Origin of the sequence: Streptomyces sp. NPDC005263 (assembly GCF_042872365.1) — a bacterium.
Lineage (GTDB): Bacteria > Actinomycetota > Actinomycetes > Streptomycetales > Streptomycetaceae > Streptomyces.
This window is the reverse complement of the sequence record NZ_JBIAKJ010000003.1, coordinates 965,237-988,851: the sequence shown is the minus strand read 5'-3', so window position 1 is coordinate 988,851 and position 23,615 is coordinate 965,237. Positions and strand designations below refer to the sequence as shown.

Below are 23,615 nucleotides of genomic sequence, written 5' to 3'. Positions count from 1 at the left end.
CAGGCGGCGGATTCCGGTACCTTCTGGGGCCTTTGACCGAGTCTTTGGCAAGTCGTCCCACGGTTAGCCACCCAAAAGGGGTGTCATTCTCCAGATCAAACGCGCATCCGCTCGATGACAGACCGCTTCGGCCCCTAGGATTCCCCCTATCACCTCACCGGTCTCATTTGACAGGAACCCCATGAGCGACACTTCCCCCTACGGCTTCGAGCTTGTGCGGCGTGGGTACGACCGCGCGCAGGTGGACGAACGGATCTCGAAGCTCGTCTCCGATCGTGACAGCGCTCTCGCCCGCATCACCGCTCTGGAAAAGCGCATCGAGGAGCTCCACCTCGAGACGCAGAACGCCCAGGCCCAGGTGAACGACGCCGAGCCGTCGTACGCCGGTCTGGGCGCGCGTGTCGAGAAGATCCTCCGTCTCGCCGAGGAAGAGGCCAAGGACCTGCGCGAGGAGGCGCGTCGCGCCGCCGAGCAGCACCGTGAGCTGGCCGAGTCGGCCGCCCAGCAGGTTCGCAACGACGCAGAATCGTTCGCTGCGGAGCGCAAGTCCAAGTCCGAGGACGAGGGCGCCCGGATCGTCGAGAAGGCCAAGAGCGACGCTTCGCAGCTGCGTTCCGAGGCCCAGAAGGACGCGCAGTCGAAGCGTGAGGAGGCCGACGCCCTCTTCGAGGAGACCCGCGCGAAGGCCGCGCAGGCCGCCGCCGACTTCGAGACGAACCTCGCCAAGCGCCGCGAGCAGTCGGAGCGCGACCTGGCGTCCCGTCAGCAGAAGGCGGAGAAGCGTCTCGCGGAGATCGAGCACCGCGCGGAGCAGCTGCGCCTGGAGGCGGAGAAGCTGCGCACGGACGCCGAGCGTCGCGCCCGTCAGACCGTCGAGACGGCTCAGCGCCAGGCCGAGGACATCGTGGCCGACGCCAACGCCAAGGCGGACCGCATCCGTTCGGAGTCCGAGCGGGAGCTGGCGGCTCTCACCAACCGCCGCGACTCCATCAATGCCCAGCTGACGAACGTGCGCGAGATGCTCGCCACGCTCACGGGCGCCGCGGTGGCCGCAGCCGGCACGCCGGCCGACGACGAGCCGATCTCCCGGGGTGTCCCGGCTCAGCAGTCCCGCTGACCGCGAGCGGGTGACGTAGGACGGCCGAGGCCCGCATCCCCCGTGCAGGGGGTGCGGGCCTTCGTCGTGCCCGAGCTCGACCCGACCGGCGGCGAGAACAAGCCGTCAGCGACCTCCGTCGGCGTGCTGCCGGTGGCCGGATCCCGGCGGACTTTCACGTTTCTTGTCACACTCGTCGGCCCCCGTTTGCCCAGCCGGTTGGCATTCGCGGAACACGGGTCCTAGCGTGGTCGCATGATCGAGCTGGAGGGCCTCACCAAGCGGTACGGCGAGAAGACGGCGGTCAACAACCTGACCTTCACCGTCAGACCCGGCATCGTGACGGGCTTCCTCGGGCCGAACGGCGCCGGGAAGTCGACGACCATGCGCATGATGCTCGGCCTCGACCGCCCCACCGCCGGGGACGTCCGTATCGACGGCAAGCACTACCACCAGCTCAAGGACCCGCTGACGTACATCGGCGCCCTGCTGGACGCCAAGGCCATGCACGGCGGCCGCAGCGCCCACAACCACCTGCTGTGCCTCGCGCAGAGCAACGGCATCCCGAAGAAGCGGGTGCACGAGGTGCTGGACACGGTGGGTCTCACCGCGGTCGCGAAGAAGAAGGCCAAGGGGTTCTCGCTCGGCATGGGCCAGCGCCTCGGCATCGCGGGCGCGCTGCTCGGCGACCCGCGGATCCTGATGTTCGACGAGCCGGTCAACGGGCTCGACCCCGAGGGCATCCACTGGATCCGCAACCTGATGAAGACGCTGGCCGCGCAGGGCCGTACGGTCTTCGTCTCCTCGCACCTGATGAGCGAGATGGCGCTGACCGCCGACCACCTCGTCGTCATCGGCCAGGGGCGGCTGCTCGCCGACACCTCCATGGCCGACTTCATCGCGCAGAACTCGCGCTCGTACGTCCGGGTCCGCAGCCCGCAGCGCGAGCGGCTGCTCGACGTGCTGCACCGCGCCGGGGTCACCGTCGTGGAGACCGGCAACGGCTCGCTGGAGGTCGACGGCAGCAAGGCCGAGTACATCGGCGAGCTGGCCGCCCAGAACCAGGTCGTGCTGCACGAGCTGAGCCCCCAGCAGGCCTCCCTGGAGGAGGCGTTCATGCAACTGACCGCGGGGTCGGTCGAGTACCACGCACACTCCGACGCGCCCGCCGAGCAGCAGCCGTGGGGCGACGGCTGGAAGGGGAACTGAGATGGCGGCGATCCAGGTCGTCCGGTCCGAATGGACCAAGATCCGGTCGGTGGCCTCCACGGTGTGGACGCTGTCGCTGGCCGTGGTCGTCACCATCGCGCTCGGCATGCTGATCTCGGCGTTGTCGAAGAACGAGTTCGACAAAATGAACGCGCAGGACAGGCTCTCCTTCGACCCGACCTACACCAGCTTCGCCGGCATGAGCCTCGGGCAGCTCGCGATGATCGTGTTCGGGGTGCTCGTGGTGTCGAACGAGTACAGCACCGGCATGATCCGCACCTCGCTGGCCGCCGTACCGCGGCGCGGCGCCTTCCTGGCCGGCAAGATCGCGGTGGCCAGCGGGCTGGTGCTCGTGGTGGGCCTCGCCACCAGCTTCGTCACCTTCTTCCTCGGGCAGGCGATGCTCGGCGAGCACAAGGCGTCGATCGGTGACGCCGGGGTGCTGCGCGCGGTCATCGGCGGCGGGCTCTACATGACGCTGATCGCGATGTTCTCGATGGGCGTCGCCGCGATGCTGCGCTCGCCCATGCTGTCGCTGGGCATCCTGATGCCGTTCTTCTTCCTGATCTCCAACATCCTGGGGAACGTCTCAGCGACGAAGAAGATCGGCCGGTTCCTGCCCGACCAGGCCGGCAGCAAGATCATGCAGGTGGTCACCCCGGCCAACGACGACACTCCGTACGGTCCCTGGGGCGGCCTCGGCATCATGGCGCTGTGGGTGCTCGTCGCGCTCGCCGGAGGGTACGTGCTGCTCAAGAGGAGGGACGCCTGAGCCGCCGGCGGGACACCGGGGGGCTTCGGGGCTTGTTTTGAAGTGAGCGGAACCGTCAGCGCCCCGATAAGCTCCTAACCCTTACGGGGGGCGTGTGCCCCGCTGTCCTGAACCTTGCGATGGGTGCGGAGCATGATCGAGGCAGTCGGCCTGACCAAGCGCTACGGCGACAAGACCGCTGTGTACAACCTTTCCTTCCAGGTGCGGCCCGGCACCGTCACCGGCTTCCTCGGGCCCAACGGCTCCGGCAAGTCGACGACGATGCGGATGATCCTGGGGCTGGACAACCCCACGTCGGGGCAGGTGACGATCGGCGGCTATCCCTACCGCAGGCTTCCCAACGCCCCTCGCCAGGTAGGTGCGTTGCTCGACGCCAAGGCCGTGCACGGCGGCCGTGCCGCCCGCAACCACCTGCTGAGCCTGGCCCAGCTGTCCGGCATCCCGGCCCGCCGGGTCGACGAGGTGCTGGGCGTGGTCGGCCTCCAGGAGGTGGCGAAGAAACGTTCCAAGGGCTTCTCCCTCGGTATGGGCCAGCGGCTCGGCATCGCCGCCGCGCTGCTCGGCGACCCGCAGGTGCTGCTGTTCGACGAGCCGGTCAACGGCCTCGACCCCGAGGGCATCCTCTGGGTGCGCAACCTGATGAAGGCGCTCGCGGCGGAGGGCCGTACCGTCTTCGTCTCCTCGCACCTGATGAGCGAGATGGCCCTGACCGCCGACCACCTGATCGTCATCGGACGCGGTCAGTTGCTCGCCGACATGAGCATCACGGACTTCATCTCGGCGAACTCGGCCGACTTCGCACGCGTGCGTACGCCCGACACCGAGCCGCAGCTGCGCGAGAAGCTGTCGTCCGCGCTCTCCGAGGCGGGCGGGCACGTGATGCCGGAGCAGGACGGCGCGCTGCGCGTGACGGGACTGCCGCTGCCACGCATCAGCGACATCGCGCACGGCACGGACGTACGCCTGTGGGAACTGTCGCCGCACCAGGCCTCGTTGGAGGAGGCGTACATGCGGATGACCCAGGGCGCGGTCGACTACCGCTCGACCATCGACCAGAAGGCCGGGCTCCAGCAGCCGCTGCCGCCCGGCGCGCAGCCGCCGATGCCGGTGCCGGGGCAGGGCCAGCCGGGCTGGTACGCCCCGCCGGCGCCCCAGCAGGGCGGACAGCCGCCGTTCGCGGGGGCGCAGGGCCAGCCTCTCCCGGCGGGACAGCCCGGGCCGCACGGGCAGCCGGTGGCCCCCGCGCAGCCCGCCGCGGGCCCCTACGGGGCTCCCGGCGCGCCCGGTGCCGCTCCCGCCGCCGGCGGCTCGCCCAACCCCTACGCGCAACCGCAGGCGACGCCGCAGGCCCCGGCCCCGGCCCCGGCCGACGCTCCCGCCGCGCCGACCGCGCGCCCCTCTGCCTCCGCCTCCGCTTCCGCCTCCGACCTGACCAAGCCCGAGGACGCCCGATGAGCACCCCGCAGCCCCCGATGCCGCAGGCCGCCCCCGCCTGGCAGGCGGCGCCCGGACCGTCGTACCCCGGCTACACCTCGCCGATCCCCGTCGTGCGCACGCACCTCGGGCACGCGCTCGCCTCCGAGTGGACGAAGATCAAGTCGGTGCGCTCCACGATGTGGACGCTCGGTGTGTTCGTGCTGCTCGTCGTCGGCATCGGACTGGCGGCCGGCGCGGTGGTGGCCGGCAACACCGAAGACGCGGGCCTGCAGAACGAGAACCCGCTGTCGTTCGGGTTCTTCGGCCTGCTGCTCGGCAGCATGTGCGTGATCACGCTCGGCGTGCTGACCACGGCCTCCGAGTACGGCACCGGCATGATCCGCACCACGATGGTGGCCTGCCCGTCCCGTGGCCGGGTCCTCGCCGCGAAGTCGATCGTGTTCTTCGCGGTCGCGTTCGTGGTCACCCTGGCGTCGGCCCTCGTCGTCGCGCTCGCGGACGTCGCCATGCTGGACGGCGCCAGGGAGCCGACCACTCAGGAGTGGCTCAAGGGCACGGTCGGCGTCTCGCTGTACATCGCACTGCTCGGGCTGATCTCGCTGGTCGTGGGCTCGATCATCCGGCACTCCGCGGGCGCGATCACCATCATGATCGGCCTGGTGCTGGCCCCGCTGGTCATCGCGCTGTTCATGTTCTCGGAGTCGCTGGAGAAGCTGCGCGAGGCCCTGTTCGAGTACTCCATCCCGAACCAGCTCAGCGTCTTCTACTCCAACTCCCTGACCGAGTCCGGCCCGTCCGGCTGGGACCCGCTGTGGATCGCCCTCGGCGTGACGGCCGCCGTGTTCGCCGCTGCCTACGCCCTGCTGGAGAAGCGCGACGTGTGACCCAGGTCCAAGGACCCCTGAGAGCCGGGGTCTCAGAACCTCGGCGCGTTACGGGACCGCTGCACCCGCGTGGTGCGGCGGTCCTTCGCGTTCCAGCACGCCTTGTGCCAGTGACGGCGCTCGTCGACGCCCGAGTGCTCCGGCCAGGCCACCACGTGCGCGACGCCGTCCGGGATCAACTGCTCGCAGCCCGGGCAGCGGTACGTCTTGCCCTGGGCGCTCGCCCCGGCCACGTGCCGCACGCTCCACTGCTCGCCCCGCCAGTCCTCCGCGCTCTGCCAGCCGCCGTAACGGCCTGGCCGATCGTCCTCGGCGCTGTGGCTCGACGAGTCGGATCCCTTGGGTCGGTTGCGACGCGGGGACACAGGACACCTCACGGGGCTATACAGGATGCAGGGCTCATGCCCAGCGTACGCGGCAGAGGCGGGGGTACAGGCAGGGAACGGACCCCCGCAAGTCCCCCTCCGTCGACTCATTCTGCAGACAATCCGCAAATCCCTTCGCCAGACCGTGTCCTCGGCACGTGTCAGACGGTTATGCCGGGTGGGGGAGCTCCCTGTCGGAGCCAAGGAAGCAGGAAGAGCAATGCACGTAGGCAGTTTCGTGTTGGCGGCCCAGTTCCCGGGGCAGGGCCAAGGGGAGGCGCTGCACCGCGCGGTCCGCTCGGCCGAGGTGGCCGAGGAAGCCGGGCTTGACGCGGTCTGGCTGGCCGAGCACCACTTCGTGCCGTACGGCACCTGTCCGTCGGCGATCACCCTGGCCGCGTTTCTGCTCGGCCGCACCCGCCGGATCCAGGTCGGCACGGCCGTCAGCGTGCTGCCCACCGCCCACCCCGTGGCCCTGGGCGAACAGGCCGCGCTGCTGCACCTGACGAGCGGCGGCCGCTTCTCGCTGGGCGTCGGGCGCGGCGGCCCGTGGGTCGACCTGGAGGTGTTCGGCGCGGGTCTGGAGGCGTACGAGTCGGGGTTCCCGGAATCACTCGATCTGCTGGTGCGCTGGCTGCGTGAACCGGCGGTCGGGGCGACGGGCGAGCGGTTCAGGTTCCGTGAGGTGCCGGTCGTGCCCCGGCCGTCGGAGGCGCTGACCGACACCGTCGGCCCCGAGGTGGTCGTCGCCTGCACCTCCCCGGCGAGTGTGCGGCTGGCCGCGGAGCGCGGGTTGCCGATGCTGCTCGGGATGCACGCCGGGGACGAGGAAAAGGCCGAGATGGTCGCCCTGTGGCGCAGGCACGCACGCGCGAGCGGGCATCCGCCGGCGGAGGTCCTCGGCGCGGCCCATGTCTCGGCCGGGGTCTGCCAGATCGCGGACCGGCGCCAGGACGCGGTGGAGGCGTTGTCGAAGGCGATGCCGGGCTGGCTGAAGCAGGGGCTCGGCGCCCATGTCACGGTGGACGGCAGCGAACGCCGGATGCGCGACCCGCTGGCGTACACCGAACTGCTCTGCGAACTGCACCCGGTGGGCACCGCCCGGCTGTGCGCCGACCGTCTCGCCGCGACCAGCGAGCGGACCGGCATCTCCCGTTTCGCCCTGCTTGTCGAGGGCTCGGGAGACCTCGCGGCCACCGAGGAGAACGTACGGCGGCTGGGTGCGGAGGTCATTCCGCACCTCGGCTGACGACCCCGTCAACTGTCCTGTCCGGCGGGGAACTTGCCGCCCCGGTAGTGAGGCACCTCCTGGGTACGGAGCGGCAAGCCGGCAGCTCACCGCTGTCAGCAGTCCCGGAACTCCGGGGACTGGTTCAACAGCTGGTTGCGCACCGAAGTGAAGCGGGCGAGCGTCTCGTCGACGGAGGAGTCCAACGGGAAGACCGCCACCCGGTGGCAGTTCTGGAAGGCCAGCCGCACACCGAAGTGTCGCTGCAGGGCGCCGCGTATCGCGTCACTCGCGAGCGCACGCAGCAGCTGACCGCGTGCCTGCTCGTCCGGCGGAGGCGTCTGGTTGTCGGCGAACTGACCGCCGTCGACCTTCAGCTGGGCCACCAGGGAGCTGACCATCTCCCACGCATAGGGCAGGGAGGTCCGGACGCAGTCGACGAAGGCAGCTTCGTCGACCTCGCCTCGCTCGGCCTGTTCGAGTAGGGCCGGTGAGACGTCGAGCGACATGGGTTCTCCTCTCGCACCCCCGATCACCAGGGGTTGCCGGACAGATAGAGGGAGTTCGTGATACAGAACACGCTGCGTACACAACTCGCGACCTCCCGTTTACTACGGTAAGCAGCGGACGGTGACGGCACCAGCAGAATGCGTACATGCAGAGGCCTCATTGGGCACACAATCGGCCACAACCGAACAGGGGTTTACCGGGCCGAATCGCGTGCACCTGTGCCCGTCGAGTAGCGTTGCCCACCATGCGTCTCGTCATTGCCCGATGCTCCGTCGACTACGCGGGCCGGCTCACCGCCCACCTCCCCTCGGCCCCCCGGCTGATCCTGGTGAAGGCGGACGGCAGCGTCTCGATCCACGCGGACGACCGGGCCTACAAGCCTCTGAACTGGATGTCGCCGCCCTGCACGCTGAAGGAGGGTTCCGGTGACGAGGACGGCGTCTGGACCGTCATCAACAAGGCGGGCGAGAAGCTCATCATCACGATGGAGGAAGTCCTCCACGACTCCTCGCACGAACTGGGCGTCGACCCCGGCCTGATCAAGGACGGCGTGGAAGCGCACCTCCAGGAACTCCTCGCCGACCGCATCGAGACCCTCGGCGAGGGCTACACGCTCATCCGCCGCGAGTACATGACGGCGATCGGGCCCGTCGACATCCTGTGCCGGGACGCGGAGGGCAAGACCGTCGCGGTGGAGATCAAGCGGCGCGGTGAGATCGACGGGGTCGAGCAACTCACGCGCTATCTGGAGCTGTTGAACCGCGATCCGCATCTCGCCCCGGTCCGCGGCGTCTTCGCCGCACAGGAGATCAAGCCGCAGGCCCGCGTCCTGGCCACGGACCGCGGCATCGGCTGCGCGGTCCTCGACTACAACGCCCTGCGCGGCATCGAGGACGACAAGCTGCGCCTGTTCTGACGGTCGCTCCGCCACGACGACGTGAAGGGCCCGGTCCGCTGGTGGACCGGGCCCTTCACGCGCTGTACGAGGGGTCAGATCACGGGCGCCGAGTCGCTCGGTGTACCTGCCTCGTCGCTCGCCGGGGCGCTCGCGGAGCTGCTGGTCTCCACGGGGGCGCTGGCGGTCGCGGGGCCGCTGGCCGTGTCGGTGGTCTCCGGCGGCGTCGTCGGGGTGTCCGTCGGCGGTTCCGTGGACGGGTCCGTGGGAGTGTCCGTCGGGGTGTCGGTGGGCGTGTCCGTGGGCGGGTCGGTCGGGGTGCCCGACGGCGGCTTCGACGGCGAGCTGGGCGGCCTCGGCGAGGTCGGCGGCTTCGACGAGGTCGACGGACTGCCGCTCGGTTTCCTCGTCCCGCTCGGGTCGTCGGACGGCTGCGCCGGGCCGGTCGGCGTCGGGTCGTCGGCGGTGCCGAGGGTGCCGTCGGGGCCGGGGTCGACCGGCCTGCTGGTCGCCGTGCCGGTGTCGCTGTTGCCGTCGTTGTTCTTCGGGACGTCCGCGCTCAGGCCGCCGTCGTCCGGGCCCTGGCTGGCGGAGGGGTTGACCCCCACGTGGTCGGCCGGTGGTTTGGCGTCGTTGTCGGAGGTGGCGCCGAGTGTGACCACCGTGCCGAGCACGGCCACCAGCAGGGCGCCCGCGCCCGCCGCCACGAGGTTGCGCCGGGCCATGCCCCGCAGGCCGCCCCGCGCCTTGTGCGTCGACGGGGACATGCCGAAGACCCTGGTGGACCCGGACGGCCCGGGAGGGCCGGAGGGCGAGCCGTAGGTGACCAGCGTGCCGCTGTCGGTGGGCGGCTGGAGCGACGGGAAGGCCGCGGGGACACCGTCCGAGGGCGACTGCGACTCCTCGTACCGCGCGTCCGGCACCTCCTCCCCCGCCGTCGCGGGGAGGCCGGGCACCGTACCGGAGCGGTCCGCGACCAGGGCGAGGGCGCGGCGGCCCGCGACGGTGCCGCGCTTGTCGGAGAGGGCGCCGCGCAGGCCGATGGAGGCCTCCAGCTCGGCCCTGGCCCGGTCGTACTGTCCGCCGCAGAGGGCGAGGACGCCGAGCTCGTGATGGAAGTAGGCCTGTTCGGCGACCTCACCGGCGAGCCGGGCGGCCTCCGCGCCGGAACGCAGCGCCCGCTCCCAGGCACCCCAGTGCAGCCCGGCCGCGAAGGCGGGCGCCGCCGCCCGGGCCAGCTGCACGGCGACGCTCTCCTCGCCCTCGGCGGGCGCGGTGGCGGTCGGCGCGAGGACGCTGAGGGCGGCGAGCAGGGCGCCCGCCTCGGCGCACACGCGCTCCGGGGTGACCGAGGGGTGGCCGGCCCACCATGCGTAGTGCTGGGCGGCGGCGAACGCCTGGGACTCCGTGTCGTCGCCGTACCCGGCGGCCTCCAGCTGGGTCTGGACACCGGCGGCGAGGCGGTAGTGGGAGCCTGCCGGGGAGACCAGTCCGCAGGCGGTCAGCTCGCCCAGCGCGGCGTCCGCGTGGGTGTGGCCGACCAGGGCGGGCAGGTGCGCCTGGTGCGGCACCTCGCCGCCGAGTGCGACGGCGAACCGCAGGGTGGCGCGTGCCGAGTCGCTGAGCTGGGCGGCGAGCAGCGGGGCGGGCGCGGCGGCCTCGCCGAGCGAGGGCAGCGGGATGGTCTCGGCGTCGTCCGGGTCGAGGAGCGGGGCGAAGGGCGCGTCGGTCAGGTCCGTGAAGACACCGAACTCGTCGGTGGCCCCGGCCCGCTGCCGGTCGCGCTGCCGCAGCAGGGCCCCGGCCTGGACGAAGCGCAACGGCAGGCCCTCGGACTCGAAGTAGAGGTCGCCGGCCCAGTTGGCCTCCTCCTCGGTGAGGACGCGGCCGACGGCACGCTCCAGGAGTTCCAGCCCGTCGGCGCGCTCCAGGCCGCCCAGGAAGACCTCTTCGAGCGCGGAGTCGGCGGACGGGGCGGGCACGTCCGGTGTGGCCGCGACGAGGAAGGCGCACTCGGGAGTGGCGTCCAGCAGCTCGTCGAGGGCGGCGCCGCCGAACTCGACGTCGTCCAGGACGACGACCGCGCCGATCTCCCGGACGTGAGCGAGCAAGGCGTCCCGGTCCGGGCGGAGCAGGGGCGCGTCGTGGACGGCGTGGAAGAGGTCGTGCAGCAGCTCATCCGGGGTGCGGTGGACGCCGCTGAGGCGGATGACGCCGTCGGGGGCGAGGTCCGCGCAGTCCTCGGCGACGAGGTCGAGGAGGCTGGTGCGGCCGGAGCCGGCGGGGCCGGTCAGGCGGACGGAGCGGCCCCGGGCGAGCAGCCGCACCAGGCGTTCGCGTTCGTCCCGGCGGGCCGGCAGCGGCAGCTCGGGCCAGGCCGGGCCGGGCGGGGTGGGTGGTCCGGCCGCGCGGGCGGACTCGGCGCGCTCGGCCGCGGTGAGCTTCTCGGGCCGTCCGGGGCGTTCGCCCGGCGGGCAGACCTCGATCTCACTGCCGTCGACGGGATTGACGGTGAGCAGGTAGTCGCCCGCGACGAGCCGCACCGTGCGGGCGAGTGGGGGCGTCTGCGGAACGAAGTCGGAGGTGAGGGCGTCCCTGAACGGACGCTGGCGCGACGCGTGGCCTCCGCCGGTCTCGAACGCACTCGACCGGGAGGTACCGCCGTCGTCGTGGCCGTACTCCTCGGGTTCCCGGTTGTCAGGGTCCATCAGGTCCAAGCCCCCAAAAGCGTCGTGTGCCCAGCTCCGGCCCCTCCCGACCTGTTGCTCACCGCGCTGTCGCCTCTGGTCCGGGCCCGCTTGAGGGTTGTCACGCTGCGGGCGACCGAACCCTAAACCTTCGCACAGTATCTCCGACATACCGGGGTGCCGCGCCGTCCGAGACGTCACGGTCTCGTGAGGATTGCGTGCGTCGTACGTTTCGTGACACACCGGTCGGACGCTTCCACCCGCCGGACCGCACTCGCTTCGCGGGTCACACCCGGGGCAGCGACTCCACCCCGATGCCGCCCTCGATCGCCAGGATGCGGTGCAGTCTGGTGGCGACCAGCAGGCGCTGCATCTGCGGCGGTACGTCGCGCAGGACCAGGCGTCGGCCGCAGCGGCCGGCCCGCCGGTGTGCCCCCATGATCACCCCGAGGCCGGTGGCGTCCCAGGAGTCCAGCTCGGACAGGTCCAGTACCAGGTCGCCGACGCCGTCATCGACGGCCGAGTGCAGGACCGTACGGGCGTCCGCCGCGCTGCGTACGTCGAGGCGGCCCCCGACGACCAGCTCGGCGTGGTCGCCCCTGATGTACATACTCGCTCCCCTGTGCGTGCGTGCCGTGCTCCGCGAATGAGTTGCCTTGCCGTGTGCCAGGTGATGCAACCTCTGACGGCGGTGAGCGGTCAGAGGTTGCCGTCTGTAAGCGAACCGATATCGAATTCACCCTGGCGTGTGATGCGCCAGGGGCCTGTGCGAGGTGAGAGCTCTCAGTGCTTGTAGAAGCCCTGCCCGCTCTTACGTCCGATGTCACCGGCGTCCACCATCCGGCGCATCAGCTCCGGCGGGGCGAACTTCTCGTCCTGGGACTCGGTGTAGATGTTGCTGGTGGCGTGCAGCAGGATGTCGACGCCGGTGAGGTCCGCCGTGGCCAGCGGGCCCATCGTGTGGCCGAAGCCCAGCTTGCAGGCGAGGTCGATGTCCTCGGCGGTGGCCACGCCCGACTCGTAGAGCTTGGCCGCCTCGACGACGAGCGCCGAGATGAGCCGGGTCGTGATGAAGCCGGCCACGTCCCGGTTGACGACGATGCAGGTCTTGCCGACGGATTCGGCGAACTCCCGCGTGGTGGCGAGGGTTTCGTCGCTCGTCTTGTAGCCGCGCACCAGCTCGCACAACTGCATCATCGGGACCGGCGAGAAGAAGTGCGCGCCGACGACCCGCTCCGGGCGCTCCGTCACGGCCGCGATCTTGGTGATCGGGATCGCGGAGGTGTTGGAGGCGAGGACCGTGTCGTCGCGGACGATCTTGTCGAGCGCGCGGAAGATCTCGTGCTTCACTTCGAGCTTCTCGAAGACGGCCTCGACGACGATGTCCGCGTCGGCGACCGCGTCCAGGTCGGTGGTCGCGGTGATCCGGGCGAGGGCCGCGTCGGCGTCGTGCGCCTCGAGCTTGCCCTTGCCGACGAACTTGTCGTACGAGGCCTTGATGCCGTCGGTGCCGCGCCTCAGCGCCTCGTCGGTGACGTCGCGCAGTACGACGTCCCAGCCCGCCTGCGCGGAGACCTGGGCGATACCGGAACCCATCAGGCCGGCGCCGATGACGGCAAGCTTCCGTGCCACTGTGCGACTCCCCTTCGAATGACTGCACACGAGCGCTCACATGACTGCACACGTGCGCTCACACGCTGTTCATGTTTGCCTCTCCGGCGGACCCTAGCGCCCGTGAAGGGCGGTGTGACCGGTAAGTAACGCGCGTCACGTCTCATCTGACGGACATCACACCGCCACGGGTCATTCGACGCCACGGACGGCGTAGTTGGGCACCTCCCGGCCCAACAGCTCCTCCATGCCGCCGAGAAGCGCGAGGACCACTCGCTCCCCTTCGTCCGGATTGCGCCGGCCCCTGCCGTACGGCGTCCCGGCGGCCGTCCGCGGTGCCGCGCGGTCCGTGAGGATGGGCACACCAACGCGCCGGACGTACGGCACATAACTACGCTGACCTCATGGTCAATCTGACGCGCATCTACACCAGGACCGGCGACCAGGGCAGCACCGCCCTCGGCGACATGAGCCGGGTCGCCAAGACCGATCTGCGGATCTCCGCGTACGCGGACGCCAACGAGGCGAACGCGGTCCTCGGCACGGCGATCGCGCTGGGCGGCCTGGACGAGGAGATCGTCAAGGTCCTCACCCGCGTCCAGAACGACCTGTTCGACGTGGGCGCGGACCTGTCGACGCCGGTCGTGGAGGACCCGAAGTTCCCGCCCCTGCGGGTCGAGCAGTTCTACGTGGACAAGCTGGAGGCGGACTGCGACCGCTTCCTGGAACCGCTGGAGAAGCTCCGCTCCTTCATCCTCCCGGGCGGCACCCCCGGCGCGGCCGTGCTCCACCAGGCCTGCACGGTCGTACGCCGCGCCGAGCGCTCCACCTGGGCGGCGCTGGAGGCGCACGGCGAGACGATGAACCCCCTCACCGCGACCTACCTCAACCGGCTGTCCGACCTGCTGTTCATCCTGGCGCGGACGGCGAACAAGGCCGCGGGCGATGTCCTGTGGGTGCCTGGCGGGGAGCGCTGACGCTAGCGGTCCGCCGCCGACGAGCGCAGCGCCTGGTAGCCGCCCGTCAGGACGAGTGATCCCCCGACGCACATCATGACCACCCCGGTCTTCGTCAAGGTCACGAAGGGGACCTCCACGTCCCCGGTGAACAGCCACAGCACCAGGCCGACCACGAGGGTGCCGGCGCCTTCCAGCAGGTTCCGCGTCGCTTTGCTCATCGCCGTGCGCTCTCCTTCGTGAGGATCGTCCGGTGTTCCGGCTCGCGGTCGCCCGGGCCCTTCTTCGGCCAGATCAGGTACGTCAGCGCGATCAGGCCGTGGATGCCGGCGGCCCGCCAGGCGGTGGCGCGCCAGCTCTCCAGGGAGCCGGTGCGGGACGAGTCGTCGACGTACCAGACGGCGATCTGGAGCAGGACCGTCGCGACGGCGGCGGCAGCCACCGTGCCCAGCCACACCCTGCCCTCGTGCCGGGCCCGCGGCATCCCGTGGCGCGGCGGTCCGACGGGCTTCGGCGCTCCGGCCAGGCGGTGCGCGGCGTGACCGTCGAGCCACTTCACCGTGCGGTGGCCGTGACCGACGGTGTAGCCGATGTACAGCGCGGCCAGCCCGTGCTTCCAGCTCGGGTCCGCCCCGTTCTTCAAGTCGACCGCGGTGACCACCAGCAGGACGACCTCCAGCAGGGGTTCGCACAGCAGCAGCGCCATGCCCGTGCGCTCCATCCGCAACAGGTACCGGACGGCCAGGCCGGCGGCCAGCAGCACCCAGAAGCCGATCTCGCAGGCGGCGATCAAGGCGACGATCACGGTTCGCTCCTCTCGGTCTCCTTCCCCAGGCTGCCGCCGCGGACGGACCGGGTCGTCGTCGCCGGTGACGAACCTCCGGTACATCGAAAGATGCAGTGCGGGACCGTCCGCGGGCAGCAGGCGTGCGCCGCGCGGGCCGTGTTGGATTGAGGCATGACCCCCGCAGCACCCCGCCCGCGCCGTGCGCCCCGCCCGCACCGCTTCGACGTGTACGCCGCGGTGTCCGGGCTGCTCGGCGGGCTGCTCCTGTGGGGCATCGGCCTTAGCACCCGGCCGGCCGACCAACCGATCGTGCTCCTCGACGGGCGCTGGGTGATCCTGCTGCCGCTCGCCGTCACAGCGGGCTGCGAGGTGCTACGCCGGGCCGCCCCCCGTACGGCCCTGCTGGTCGGCACGGCCGCGGTGGTCCTGGACCTCGTCACCCAGGGGAACCTGCTCACGGTCCTGATGTACACCGACCTGATGTACGCGGCCGTCCTGTACGGCACGCCCGCGTCGGCCCGCCGCATCCCCTGGATCACCGGGCTGCTCTCGGTGGCCGGGGCGCTGGTGCCGTTCGCGTTGTGGCGGGCGCCCGAGACCCTGCTGATCGGGGTTGGCGTCGGCATCGTGTCGTTCGCGCCCGCGTCCACCGGGCTGATCGTCCGCAACCACCGCGATGTCGCCGAAGCCGCCCAACTGCGTGCCGAGCAGACGGCCCTGCTCGCCGAGATGGACCGCACCCAGGCGGTGGTCGCCGAACGGGCCCGGATGGCCCGGGAGTTGCACGACATGGTCGCCAACCACCTCTCCGCGATCGCCATCCACTCCACGGCCGCGCTCTCCCTGGACGACACGAAGACCTCCCGGGAGGCGCTCGCGGTCATCCGGGAGAACAGCGTCGAGGGCCTCGCCGAGATGCGGCGCCTGATCGGGATCCTGCGCGACGGCGACGGCGAGCCGGCCGCGACCCCGACGCTCGACTCACTCGTCGCGCTCGTCGCCGGCGCCCGCGGCAACGGCCTCGACGTCACCCTCGTCACCCTCCCCGACCTCACGCACGGCCAGGTCCCCGCCCCGGTCGAACTCGCCGCCTACCGCATCGTGCAGGAGTCCCTCACCAACGCCCTCAAGCACGCCTCCCCCGGCCGCGTCACGGTGAGCCTGGATCAGCCGAACGGCTCGCTCACGGTCGAGGTGACCAGCCCGTGCGGTGACCGGGACGGGCCGAGCGCGCCCGGCTCGGGCGCCGGACTCGTCGGCATGCGGGAGCGGGCCGCGCTGCTGCACGGCACCTTCGAGGCCGGGCCGGAGGACTCGGCGGGCGGCAGGATCTGGGCCGTACGCGCCACCCTGCCCCTCAAGGACGGAGGCCCCGCGTGAAACCGTCACGACAGACCCCGCGCGCCAGCGCCGACCAAGGCCCCGGACGAGTCGCCCGGGGTCCCGCGTGAAAGGTGAATCCGCATGATCCGTGTCCTCGTCGCCGAGGACCAGTCCGCCGTCCGCGCCGGACTCGTCCTCATCCTGCGCAGCGCCCCCGACATCGAGGTGGTGGGCGAGGCGGCGGACGGCGAGCAGGCGGTGGCGCTGGCCCGGGAGCTGCGGCCCGACCTGGTGCTGATGGACATTCAGATGCCTCGCCTCGACGGGGTGTCGGCGACCCGGCAGGTCGTCGCCGAGGGACTGGCCGACGTGCTCGTCCTGACCACCTTCGACCTCGACGAGTACGTCTTCGGAGCGCTGCGCGCCGGTGCGGCCGGGTTCCTGCTGAAGAACACGGAGGCGAAGGACCTGCTGGAGGCGGTGCGCGCGGTGGGCCGCGGGGAGGGCCTGATCGCCCCGGCCGTCACCCGGCGTCTGATCGCCGAGTTCGCGGCGAAGCCGGTACGGCAGCCGGGCGCCGACCCCGCCGTCCTTCGGGGCCTCACCCGTCGTGAACGCGAGGTGCTCTCCTGTCTGGGCGAGGGGCTGTCCAACGCGGACATCGCGACCCGTCTCACCATGGCCGAGGCGACCGTGAAGACACACGTCAGCCGTCTGCTGGGGAAGCTCGAGCTGCGCAGCCGGGTCCAAGCGGCCGTACTGGCACAGGAGTTGGGGATCTGACACCTCGTAACAGAACTGGTCCAGACCTATTGACCCGTGGTCCAGACCTTTCTATTCTCGCGGAACCGTGGGCGTGAAGGCTCAGCCACGCCCCCAATCCCCGAGGAGGCGCCGCATGCGCTTCAGACACAGAGCCGCGGCAGGTCTGGCGACCCTGCTGCTCCCCTTCGCCGGCCTGGTCGGCCTCGCGAGCTCCGCGGAGGCCGAGAGCGGGGGCGCGACCGCCACGTACGCCAAGACCCAGGACTGGGGCTCCGGCTTCGAGGGCAAGTGGACGGTGAAGAACACCGGCACCACCGCCCTCAGCTCCTGGACCGTCGAGTGGGACTTCCCCTCCGGCACATCCGTCACCTCCGCCTGGGACGCCGACGTCACCTCCTCCGGCACCCACTGGACCGCCAGGAACAAGTCCTGGAACGGCTCCCTCGCCCCCGGCGCGTCCGTCTCCTTCGGCTTCAACGGCACCGGATCCGGCTCCCCCGCCAACTGCAAGCTCAACGGCGGCAGTTGCGACGGCGGCACGGTCCCCGGTGACGCGGCCCCCTCCGCCCCCGGCAAGCCGACCGCGTCCAACGTCACCAACACCTCGGTGAAGCTGGCCTGGAGCGCGGCCACCGACGACAAAGGCGTCAAGAACTACGACGTGCTGCGCGACGGTGCGAAGGTCGCCACCGTGACGACCACCTCGTACACCGACACCGGTCTGACCGCCGGCACCGACTACTCCTACACCGTCCAGGCCCGCGACACCGCCGACCAGACCGGTCCGGCCAGCGCGGCGGTCGCGGTGCGCACCACCGGCGGTCCCACGGACCCGCCGCCGAGCGGTGCCAAGGTCAAGCTCGGCTACTTCACCGAGTGGGGCGTCTACGGCCGCAACTACCACGTCAAGAACCTGGTGACCTCGGGCTCGGCGTCCAAGATCACGCACATCAACTACGCCTTCGGCAACGTCAAGAACGGCAAGTGCGTCGTCGACGACACCTACGCCGCCTACGACAAGGCGTACACCGCCGACCAGTCCGTCAGCGGCACCGCCGACACCTGGGACCAGCCGCTGCGCGGCAACTTCAACCAGCTGCGCCAGCTGAAGGCCAAGTACCCGCACATCAAGGTGCTGTACTCGTTCGGCGGCTGGACCTACTCCGGCGGCTTCGCCCAGGCCGCGGCCAACCCCGCCGCCTTCGCCGCGTCCTGCAAGTCCGTCGTGGAGGACCCGCGCTGGGCCGACGTCTTCGACGGCATCGACATCGACTGGGAGTACCCGAACGCCTGCGGTCTGACCTGTGACACCAGCGGAGTGGCGGCCTTCAAGAACCTGATGGGGGCGCTGCGTTCGGAGTTCGGCTCCAGCTACCTGGTCACCGCGGCGATCACCGCCGACGGCTCCTCGGGCGGCAAGCTCGACGCGGCCGACTACGGTGGCGCCTCGAAGCACGTCGACTGGTACAACGTGATGACCTACGACTACTTCGGCGCCTTCGACGCGGACGGTCCGACCGCCCCGCACTCGCCGCTGACCTCGTACTCCGGCATCCCGACCGCCGGCTTCAACTCCGCCGACGCGATCGCGAAGCTGAAGTCGAAGGGTGTCCCATCCGCCAAGCTGCTGCTCGGCATCGGGTTCTACGGCCGCGGCTGGACCGGCGTCACCCAGTCCGCCCCGGGCGGCACGGCGACCGGCGCGGCACCCGGCACGTACGAGGCGGGCATCGAGGACTACAAGGTGCTCAAGACGTCCTGCCCGGCCACCGGCACCATCGCGGGCACGGCCTACGCGTACTGCGGCAACAACTGGTGGTCGTACGACACTCCCTCGACGATCGCCGGGAAGATGACCTGGGCCAAGAACCAGGGTCTGGGCGGCGCCTTCTTCTGGGAGTTCAGCGGGGACACCGCGGGTGGCGAACTGGTGAGCGCCATCAACAACGGGCTGTCGTAAGGAGGCGTCGGCCTCCCCCGGACAGCGCGCGGACGTGGTTACGCGACGTTCACTCGCTGTCCGGGCGGGGCCGCCTCCAGCCAGGCGAGGAAACCGGTCAACGCGTCCTCACTCATCGCGAGTTCGAGACGCGTGCCGCGGTGCAGACAGGTGAGGATGATGGCGTCGGAGAGCAGCGCCAGCTCCTCCTCGCCCTCGGGCAGACGGCGGCCGGCCACCTCGATGGCGGCGCGCTCCAGGACTCGGCGGGGGCGGTAGGCGTAGGAGAAGACGCGGTACCACTCGACACGGTCGCCGTTGTAGCGGGCGACGCCGTAGCTCCAGCCCTTGCCGCTGGTGTCGGACTTCTCCGGTACGTCCCAGCGCAGACTGCAGTCGAAGGTGCCGCCGGAACGCTGGATGAGCCTGCGGCGCAGGCCGAAGACGAACAGCCCCACGACCACCAGGGCCACGACCAATCCGCACACAGTCAGAGCGAGGACCATCGACACCGACCCTCCTCGTCTCCTCGGTTACGGATTTCTCGGTAACGGAATGGAAAAAACACCCACATTCGCCTCAGCCGCGACCGGTACCGGATCGCTCCGGTTCCAGCCGCGGCTGAGTGACGTCATCGCGTGACGTGGCGGGTCAGCGTGCTGTCGCCGCGCGCAGTCGTACGTCGGCGCGACGCTCGGCGGACGCGTCACCCTCCGCCTTCGCGCGTTCCAGCTCACGCTCGACGCGCTGGACGTCGATCTCGTCCGACAGCTCGGCGATCTCGGCCAGCAGCGACAGCTTGTTGTCGGCGAACGAGACGAAACCGCCGTGCACAGCGGCGACGACCGTTCCACCGTCACTCGTACGGATGGTCACCGGGCCCGACTCCAGCACACCGAGCAGCGGCTGGTGACCGGGCATGACGCCGATGTCGCCGGACGTGGTGCGCGCGACGACCAGGGTGGCCTCGCCGGACCAGACCTCTCGGTCGGCCGCGACCAGCGCGACGTGCAGCTCAGCAGCCAAGGTGGCTCCTCGGGTCACCACCCGGCGGTTGTGCCGGGTGTTGGTTACAAGTCTAGTGGGCGTGAAAGAGGGGGCGGGACGCGCCCGCCCCCTCACACGAGCTCAGAGCTCAGATTTACTGAACCCGGCGTTCAGGAGACGCCCAGCTCCTTGGCGTTGGCCTTGAGGTCCTCAATGCCACCGCACAGGAAGAACGCCTGCTCCGGGAAGTGGTCGTACTCGCCGTCGATGATCGCGTTGAACGCGGTGATCGACTCGTCCAGCGGGACGTCCGACCCGTCGACGCCGGTGAACTGCTTGGCGACGTGGGTGTTCTGGGACAGGAAGCGCTCCACGCGACGGGCACGGTGGACGGTGAGCTTGTCCTCCTCGCCGAGCTCGTCGATACCGAGGATCGCGATGATGTCCTGGAGGTCCTTGTACTTCTGCAGGACCGTCTTGACGCGCATCGCGGTGTTGTAGTGGTCCGCCGCGATGTAGCGGGGGTCCAGGATGCGGGACGTGGAGTCCAGCGGGTCCACGGCCGGGTAGATGCCCTTCTCGGAGATCGGACGGGACAGAACCGTCGTCGCGTCGAGGTGGGCGAAGGTGGTGGCCGGGGCCGGGTCGGTCAGGTCGTCCGCGGGGACGTAGATCGCCTGCATCGAGGTGATCGAGTGACCACGGGTCGAGGTGATGCGCTCCTGGAGGAGACCCATCTCGTCGGCCAGGTTCGGCTGGTAGCCCACCGCGGAGGGCATCCGGCCGAGCAGGGTGGAGACCTCGGAGCCGGCCTGCGTGAAGCGGAAGATGTTGTCGATGAAGAACAGCACGTCCTGCTTCTGCACATCGCGGAAGTACTCCGCCATGGTCAGACCGGCCAGAGCCACGCGCAGACGGGTGCCCGGGGGCTCGTCCATCTGGCCGAAGACCAGGGCGGTCTTGTCGATGACGCCCGACTCCGCCATCTCCTCGATGAGGTCGTTGCCCTCACGGGTGCGCTCGCCGACACCGGCGAACACGGAGACACCGTCGTGGTTGTTGGCGACGCGGTAGATCATCTCCTGGATGAGCACCGTCTTGCCGACGCCGGCACCACCGAACAGACCGATCTTGCCGCCCTTGACGTACGGGGTCAGCAGGTCGATGACCTTGACGCCGGTCTCGAACATCTCGGTCTTCGACTCGAGCTCGTCGAAGTTCGGGGCCTTGCGGTGGATGGACCAGCGCTCACCGTCGTAGGTCTCGTCGACGTTCAGCACCTCACCGAGGGTGTTGAACACCTTGCCCTTGGTGAAGTCGCCGACCGGGACGGTGATGCCCGTGCCGGTGTCGGTGACGGCGGCCTGGCGGACCAGACCGTCGGTGGGCTGCATCGAGATCGTGCGGACCAGGCCGTCACCCAGGTGCTGGGCGACCTCCAGGGTCAGCGTCTTCTTCTTGCCGGCCTCGGCCGGGTCGGCGATCTCGACGTGAAGGGCGTTGTAGATCTCCGGCATGGCGTCGACGGGGAACTCCACGTCGACGACCGGGCCGATGACCCGGGCGACGCGGCCCGTGGCAACGGCCGTCTCAACTGTCGTCGTCATTACCTGTCACTCCCCGCGTTCGCGTCGGCCAAGGCTGCGGAGCCACCGACGATCTCGCTGATTTCCTGGGTGATTTCGGCCTGGCGGGCCGCGTTGGCAAGGCGGGAGAGGGTCTCGATGAGCTCTCCGGCGTTGTCGGTCGCCGACTTCATCGCGCGCCGCGTCGCGGCGTGCTTGGAGGCGGCCGACTGGAGCAGCGCGTTGTAGATCCGGCTCTCCACATAGCGCGGCAGCAGGGCGTCGAGGACGTCCTCCGCCGACGGCTCGAAGTCGAACAGCGGAAGGATCTCGTCCTTCGTCGTCGACTCCTGAGCCACCTCGTCGAGGCTGAGCGGCAGCAACCGGTCGTCGAGCGCCGTCTGCGTCATCATCGACACGAACTCGGTGAACACGATGTGGATCTCGTCCACCCCGCCGTCCGCCGTGTCCGTCTCGATGGCCTCGATCAGCGGGGCCGCGACCTTCTTGGCGTCCGCGTACGTCGGCTCGTCGGTGAACCCGGACCACGACTCCGCGACCTTGCGCTCGCGGAAGTTGTAGTGGGCGAGGCCACGACGGCCGACGATGTACGTGTCGACCTGCTTGCCCTCACGCTCCAGGCGCTCGGTCAGCTGCTCCGCCGCCTTGATGGCGTTGGAGTTGAAGGCGCCGGCCAGACCGCGGTCGCTGGTCAGGAGCAGGACCGCGGACCGCACGACCGTCTCGGCCTGCGTGGTCAGCGGGTGCTTCGTGTTCGACCCGGTACCGACCGCCGTGACCGCGCGGGTGAGTTCGGTCGCGTACGGCGCGGAGGCCGTCACCTTGCGCTGCGCCTTGACGACGCGCGAGGCGGCGATCATCTCCATCGCCTTGGTGATCTTCTTGGTCGCGGTGACGGATCGGATGCGACGCTTGTAGACCCGGAGCTGGGCTCCCATGAGTCAGGTCCCTTCCTTACGTCACTTGGCCGCGGCCGGGGCGTCCTCGCCGAGGAGCTTGCCGTCCGAGGTCTCGAACTGCTTCTTGAACTCGGCGATGGCGTCCGCGATGGCGGTGAGGGTGTCGTCCGACATCTTGCCGCCCTCCTTGATGGAGGTCATGAGGCCCTGCTCCTTGCGGTGCAGGAACTCCAGGAGCTCCTTCTCGAAGCGCCGGACGTCGGAGACCGGAACGTCGTCCATCTTGCCGGTGGTACCGGCCCACACGGAGACGACCTGGTCCTCGGTCGGCATCGGCTGGTACTGAGGCTGCTTGAGCAGCTCGACCAGGCGCTGACCGCGCTCCAGCTGCGACTTCGACGCGGCGTCCAGGTCGGAACCGAAGGCGGCGAACGCCTCCAGCTCACGGTACTGGGCGAGGTCGAGGCGAAGGCGGCCGGAGACCTGCTTCATCGCCTTGTGCTGCGCGGAACCACCGACTCGGGAGACGGAGATACCGACGTTCAGCGCGGGGCGCTGACCGGCGTTGAACAGGTCCGACTCCAGGAAGCACTGGCCGTCGGTGATGGAGATGACGTTGGTCGGGATGAACGCCGACACGTCGTTCGCCTTGGTCTCGACGATCGGCAGACCGGTCATCGACCCGGCGCCCAGGTCGTCGGAGAGCTTCGCGCAGCGCTCCAGCAGACGGGAGTGCAGGTAGAAGACGTCGCCCGGGTAGGCCTCGCGGCCCGGCGGACGGCGCAGCAGCAGCGACACGGCGCGGTAGGCGTCGGCCTGCTTGGAGAGGTCGTCGAAGATGATGAGGACGTGCTTGCCCTCGTACATCCACTGCTGACCGATGGCCGAACCGGTGTACGGCGCCAGGTACTTGAAGCCGGCCGGGTCGGACGCCGGGGCGGCGACGATGGTCGTGTACTCCAGCGCGCCGGCCTCTTCGAGGGCGCCACGCACGGAGGCGATGGTCGAGCCCTTCTGGCCGATGGCGACGTAGACGCAGCGGACCTGCTTCTTCGGGTCGCCGGAACGCCAGTTGTCGCGCTGGTTGATGATCGTGTCGACGGCCAGGGCGGTCTTGCCGGTCTGGCGGTCACCGATGATCAGCTGACGCTGACCGCGGCCGACCGGGGTCATGGCGTCGACGGCCTTGTAGCCGGTCTCCATCGGCTCGTGCACCGACTTACGGGCCATGACGCCGGGAGCCTGCAGCTCCAGGGCACGGCGGCCGGACGTCTCGATCTCGCCGAGGCCGTCGATCGGGTTGCCGAGCGGGTCGACGACGCGGCCGAGGTAGCCCTCGCCGACAGCCACGGAGAGCACCTCACCGGTACGGGTGACCGGCTGGCCTTCCTCGATGCCGTTGAACTCACCGAGGACGACGCAACCGATCTCGCGCTCTTCCAGGTTGAGCGCGAGGCCGAGGGTGCCGTCCTCGAACTTCAGCAGTTCGTTGGCCATGGCCGAGGGGAGACCCTCCACCTTCGCGATGCCGTCGCCGGCAAGCGTGACCGTACCGACCTCTTCGCGCGAGGCCGCGTCCGGCTTGTACGACTGGACGAAGTTCTCCAGCGCGTCCCGGATCTCCTCCGGCCGGATCGTGAGCTCCGCCATCTGGGTTCCCTGCTCTCCTTGTTGGGCCC

The 23,615-nt window shown here is 70.2% G+C and carries 24 protein-coding genes; 11 read left to right on the top strand and 13 right to left on the bottom strand.

Translation table 11 applies throughout. The features are described from left to right. The first annotated feature begins 181 nt into the window (after nucleotides 1-181). The 5 genes from ACFYRY_RS18225 (at nucleotide 182) to ACFYRY_RS18205 (ending at nucleotide 5,398) form a co-directional block, all read left to right on the top strand. The gene (locus ACFYRY_RS18225; protein ID WP_389145990.1) at nucleotides 182-1,117 is read left to right on the top strand and encodes a cellulose-binding protein; all 936 of its coding nucleotides are present in this window, start codon (nucleotides 182-184) and stop codon (nucleotides 1,115-1,117) included. Between the two features lie 234 nt (nucleotides 1,118-1,351). Next, nucleotides 1,352-2,305 (top strand): ABC transporter ATP-binding protein, encoded by a 954-nt coding sequence (locus ACFYRY_RS18220; protein ID WP_389145988.1) that lies wholly within the window; start codon nucleotides 1,352-1,354, stop codon nucleotides 2,303-2,305. A gap of 1 nt (nucleotide 2,306) precedes the next feature. After that, nucleotides 2,307-3,077, top strand: coding sequence for an ABC transporter permease (locus ACFYRY_RS18215; RefSeq protein ID WP_389145985.1), 771 nt, complete (start codon nucleotides 2,307-2,309; stop codon nucleotides 3,075-3,077). Between the two features lie 132 nt (nucleotides 3,078-3,209). Beyond that, the gene (locus tag ACFYRY_RS18210) at nucleotides 3,210-4,532 is read left to right on the top strand and encodes an ATP-binding cassette domain-containing protein (RefSeq protein ID WP_389145982.1); all 1,323 of its coding nucleotides are present in this window, start codon (nucleotides 3,210-3,212) and stop codon (nucleotides 4,530-4,532) included. Further along, nucleotides 4,529-5,398, top strand: a complete 870-nt coding sequence (locus ACFYRY_RS18205; RefSeq protein WP_389145979.1) for an ABC transporter permease subunit — start codon at nucleotides 4,529-4,531, stop codon at nucleotides 5,396-5,398. The genes ACFYRY_RS18210 and ACFYRY_RS18205 overlap by 4 nt, the downstream gene beginning before the upstream one ends. A 32-nt stretch (nucleotides 5,399-5,430) precedes the next feature. On the opposite strand, the gene ACFYRY_RS18200 is transcribed toward ACFYRY_RS18205, so the two are convergent. After that, on the bottom strand, nucleotides 5,431-5,763 hold the full coding sequence (locus ACFYRY_RS18200; protein ID WP_389145976.1) for an ATP/GTP-binding protein: 333 nt from the start codon (nucleotides 5,761-5,763) through the stop codon (nucleotides 5,431-5,433). A 220-nt stretch (nucleotides 5,764-5,983) separates the two neighbouring features. On the opposite strand from ACFYRY_RS18200, the gene ACFYRY_RS18195 reads away from it, so the two are divergent. Beyond that, entirely contained in the window at nucleotides 5,984-7,012 is a 1,029-nt protein-coding gene (locus tag ACFYRY_RS18195; protein ID WP_389145973.1) for an LLM class flavin-dependent oxidoreductase, read from the top strand. Between the two features lie 95 nt (nucleotides 7,013-7,107). Here ACFYRY_RS18195 and ACFYRY_RS18190 read toward each other — a convergent pair whose 3' ends face one another. Then, nucleotides 7,108-7,500: an SCO5389 family protein gene (locus tag ACFYRY_RS18190; protein WP_124436702.1), complete on the bottom strand. Its 393-nt coding sequence runs from the start codon at nucleotides 7,498-7,500 to the stop codon at nucleotides 7,108-7,110. A gap of 245 nt (nucleotides 7,501-7,745) precedes the next feature. Here ACFYRY_RS18190 and nucS point away from each other — a divergent pair, with 245 nt between their 5' ends. Then, the gene (gene nucS / locus ACFYRY_RS18185) at nucleotides 7,746-8,417 is read left to right on the top strand and encodes an endonuclease NucS (RefSeq protein WP_356763840.1); all 672 of its coding nucleotides are present in this window, start codon (nucleotides 7,746-7,748) and stop codon (nucleotides 8,415-8,417) included. A gap of 74 nt (nucleotides 8,418-8,491) precedes the next feature. On the opposite strand, the gene ACFYRY_RS18180 is transcribed toward nucS, so the two are convergent. From ACFYRY_RS18180 to ACFYRY_RS18165, 4 genes are all read right to left on the bottom strand, one after another. Then, the gene (locus ACFYRY_RS18180; RefSeq protein ID WP_389145969.1) at nucleotides 8,492-11,104 is read right to left on the bottom strand and encodes an ATP-binding protein; all 2,613 of its coding nucleotides are present in this window, start codon (nucleotides 11,102-11,104) and stop codon (nucleotides 8,492-8,494) included. A gap of 265 nt (nucleotides 11,105-11,369) precedes the next feature. Next, complete coding sequence (locus ACFYRY_RS18175) at nucleotides 11,370-11,693, bottom strand: STAS domain-containing protein (protein WP_031040714.1); 324 nt, start codon at nucleotides 11,691-11,693, stop codon at nucleotides 11,370-11,372. A 173-nt stretch (nucleotides 11,694-11,866) separates the two neighbouring features. Then, nucleotides 11,867-12,715 carry a 3-hydroxyacyl-CoA dehydrogenase family protein gene (locus ACFYRY_RS18170; RefSeq protein WP_389145966.1) on the bottom strand — a complete coding sequence of 283 codons (849 nt, stop codon included), beginning with the start codon at nucleotides 12,713-12,715 and terminating at the stop codon, nucleotides 11,867-11,869. 171 nt (nucleotides 12,716-12,886) lie between these two features. Beyond that, a complete protein-coding gene (locus ACFYRY_RS18165; protein WP_389145963.1) occupies nucleotides 12,887-13,057 on the bottom strand; it encodes a hypothetical protein in 171 nt (56 codons plus the stop codon). 41 nt (nucleotides 13,058-13,098) lie between these two features. On the opposite strand from ACFYRY_RS18165, the gene ACFYRY_RS18160 reads away from it, so the two are divergent. Beyond that, nucleotides 13,099-13,671, top strand: a complete 573-nt coding sequence (locus ACFYRY_RS18160) for a cob(I)yrinic acid a,c-diamide adenosyltransferase (RefSeq protein WP_389145960.1) — start codon at nucleotides 13,099-13,101, stop codon at nucleotides 13,669-13,671. Nucleotides 13,672-13,673: 2 nt separating this feature from the next. Here the strand turns inward: ACFYRY_RS18160 and ACFYRY_RS18155 are convergent, their stop codons facing one another. Both ACFYRY_RS18155 and ACFYRY_RS18150 read right to left on the bottom strand, forming a co-directional pair. After that, the gene (locus ACFYRY_RS18155; protein WP_389145957.1) at nucleotides 13,674-13,871 is read right to left on the bottom strand and encodes a DUF5708 family protein; all 198 of its coding nucleotides are present in this window, start codon (nucleotides 13,869-13,871) and stop codon (nucleotides 13,674-13,676) included. Beyond that, entirely contained in the window at nucleotides 13,868-14,455 is a 588-nt protein-coding gene (locus ACFYRY_RS18150) for a hypothetical protein (RefSeq protein WP_389145955.1), read from the bottom strand. The genes ACFYRY_RS18155 and ACFYRY_RS18150 overlap by 4 nt, the downstream gene beginning before the upstream one ends. A gap of 153 nt (nucleotides 14,456-14,608) precedes the next feature. Between ACFYRY_RS18150 and ACFYRY_RS18145 the strand changes: the two genes are divergently transcribed. The 3 genes from ACFYRY_RS18145 (at nucleotide 14,609) to ACFYRY_RS18135 (ending at nucleotide 18,485) form a co-directional block, all read left to right on the top strand. Next, nucleotides 14,609-15,817: a sensor histidine kinase gene (locus tag ACFYRY_RS18145; protein ID WP_389145952.1), complete on the top strand. Its 1,209-nt coding sequence runs from the start codon at nucleotides 14,609-14,611 to the stop codon at nucleotides 15,815-15,817. An 84-nt stretch (nucleotides 15,818-15,901) separates the two neighbouring features. Then, nucleotides 15,902-16,543, top strand: coding sequence for a response regulator (locus ACFYRY_RS18140; RefSeq protein WP_389145949.1), 642 nt, complete (start codon nucleotides 15,902-15,904; stop codon nucleotides 16,541-16,543). 115 nt (nucleotides 16,544-16,658) lie between these two features. Then, the gene (locus tag ACFYRY_RS18135) at nucleotides 16,659-18,485 is read left to right on the top strand and encodes a glycosyl hydrolase family 18 protein (protein ID WP_389145946.1); all 1,827 of its coding nucleotides are present in this window, start codon (nucleotides 16,659-16,661) and stop codon (nucleotides 18,483-18,485) included. A 38-nt stretch (nucleotides 18,486-18,523) separates the two neighbouring features. Here ACFYRY_RS18135 and ACFYRY_RS18130 read toward each other — a convergent pair whose 3' ends face one another. From ACFYRY_RS18130 to atpA, 5 genes are all read right to left on the bottom strand, one after another. Then, nucleotides 18,524-18,970 (bottom strand): DUF2550 domain-containing protein, encoded by a 447-nt coding sequence (locus ACFYRY_RS18130; RefSeq protein WP_389145944.1) that lies wholly within the window; start codon nucleotides 18,968-18,970, stop codon nucleotides 18,524-18,526. A gap of 145 nt (nucleotides 18,971-19,115) precedes the next feature. Continuing rightward, complete coding sequence (locus tag ACFYRY_RS18125; protein WP_356763820.1) at nucleotides 19,116-19,490, bottom strand: F0F1 ATP synthase subunit epsilon; 375 nt, start codon at nucleotides 19,488-19,490, stop codon at nucleotides 19,116-19,118. Nucleotides 19,491-19,621: 131 nt separating this feature from the next. Further along, the gene (atpD, locus tag ACFYRY_RS18120) at nucleotides 19,622-21,058 is read right to left on the bottom strand and encodes a F0F1 ATP synthase subunit beta (RefSeq protein WP_389145940.1); all 1,437 of its coding nucleotides are present in this window, start codon (nucleotides 21,056-21,058) and stop codon (nucleotides 19,622-19,624) included. Beyond that, a complete protein-coding gene (locus ACFYRY_RS18115) occupies nucleotides 21,058-21,975 on the bottom strand; it encodes a F0F1 ATP synthase subunit gamma (protein WP_389145937.1) in 918 nt (305 codons plus the stop codon). Before ACFYRY_RS18115 ends, atpD begins: the two co-directional genes overlap by 1 nt. Nucleotides 21,976-21,996: 21 nt before the next feature. Next, the gene (gene atpA, locus ACFYRY_RS18110; RefSeq protein ID WP_389145934.1) at nucleotides 21,997-23,586 is read right to left on the bottom strand and encodes a F0F1 ATP synthase subunit alpha; all 1,590 of its coding nucleotides are present in this window, start codon (nucleotides 23,584-23,586) and stop codon (nucleotides 21,997-21,999) included. Nucleotides 23,587-23,615 lie beyond the last annotated feature (29 nt).

Bases quoted from the DNA above. Each gene is read 5' to 3' on its own strand.
- ACFYRY_RS18190 (WP_124436702.1), bottom strand. From the start codon at position 7,500: ATGTCGCTCGACGTCTCACCGGCCCTACTCGAACAGGCCGAGCGAGGC.
- ACFYRY_RS18155 (WP_389145957.1), bottom strand. From the start codon at position 13,871: ATGAGCAAAGCGACGCGGAACCTGCTGGAAGGCGCCGGCACCCTCGTG.
- ACFYRY_RS18195 (WP_389145973.1), top strand. From the start codon at position 5,984: ATGCACGTAGGCAGTTTCGTGTTGGCGGCCCAGTTCCCGGGGCAGGGC.
- ACFYRY_RS18135 (WP_389145946.1), top strand. From the start codon at position 16,659: ATGCGCTTCAGACACAGAGCCGCGGCAGGTCTGGCGACCCTGCTGCTC.
- ACFYRY_RS18220 (WP_389145988.1), top strand. From the start codon at position 1,352: ATGATCGAGCTGGAGGGCCTCACCAAGCGGTACGGCGAGAAGACGGCG.
- ACFYRY_RS18140 (WP_389145949.1), top strand. From the start codon at position 15,902: ATGATCCGTGTCCTCGTCGCCGAGGACCAGTCCGCCGTCCGCGCCGGA.
- ACFYRY_RS18225 (WP_389145990.1), top strand. From the start codon at position 182: ATGAGCGACACTTCCCCCTACGGCTTCGAGCTTGTGCGGCGTGGGTAC.
- ACFYRY_RS18160 (WP_389145960.1), top strand. From the start codon at position 13,099: ATGGTCAATCTGACGCGCATCTACACCAGGACCGGCGACCAGGGCAGC.
- nucS (WP_356763840.1), top strand. From the start codon at position 7,746: ATGCGTCTCGTCATTGCCCGATGCTCCGTCGACTACGCGGGCCGGCTC.
- atpD (WP_389145940.1), bottom strand. From the start codon at position 21,058: ATGACGACGACAGTTGAGACGGCCGTTGCCACGGGCCGCGTCGCCCGG.
- ACFYRY_RS18175 (WP_031040714.1), bottom strand. From the start codon at position 11,693: ATGTACATCAGGGGCGACCACGCCGAGCTGGTCGTCGGGGGCCGCCTC.
- atpA (WP_389145934.1), bottom strand. From the start codon at position 23,586: ATGGCGGAGCTCACGATCCGGCCGGAGGAGATCCGGGACGCGCTGGAG.
- ACFYRY_RS18215 (WP_389145985.1), top strand. From the start codon at position 2,307: ATGGCGGCGATCCAGGTCGTCCGGTCCGAATGGACCAAGATCCGGTCG.
- ACFYRY_RS18180 (WP_389145969.1), bottom strand. From the start codon at position 11,104: ATGGACCCTGACAACCGGGAACCCGAGGAGTACGGCCACGACGACGGC.
- ACFYRY_RS18130 (WP_389145944.1), bottom strand. From the start codon at position 18,970: ATGGTCCTCGCTCTGACTGTGTGCGGATTGGTCGTGGCCCTGGTGGTC.
- ACFYRY_RS18115 (WP_389145937.1), bottom strand. From the start codon at position 21,975: ATGGGAGCCCAGCTCCGGGTCTACAAGCGTCGCATCCGATCCGTCACC.
- ACFYRY_RS18145 (WP_389145952.1), top strand. From the start codon at position 14,609: ATGACCCCCGCAGCACCCCGCCCGCGCCGTGCGCCCCGCCCGCACCGC.
- ACFYRY_RS18205 (WP_389145979.1), top strand. From the start codon at position 4,529: ATGAGCACCCCGCAGCCCCCGATGCCGCAGGCCGCCCCCGCCTGGCAG.
- ACFYRY_RS18210 (WP_389145982.1), top strand. From the start codon at position 3,210: ATGATCGAGGCAGTCGGCCTGACCAAGCGCTACGGCGACAAGACCGCT.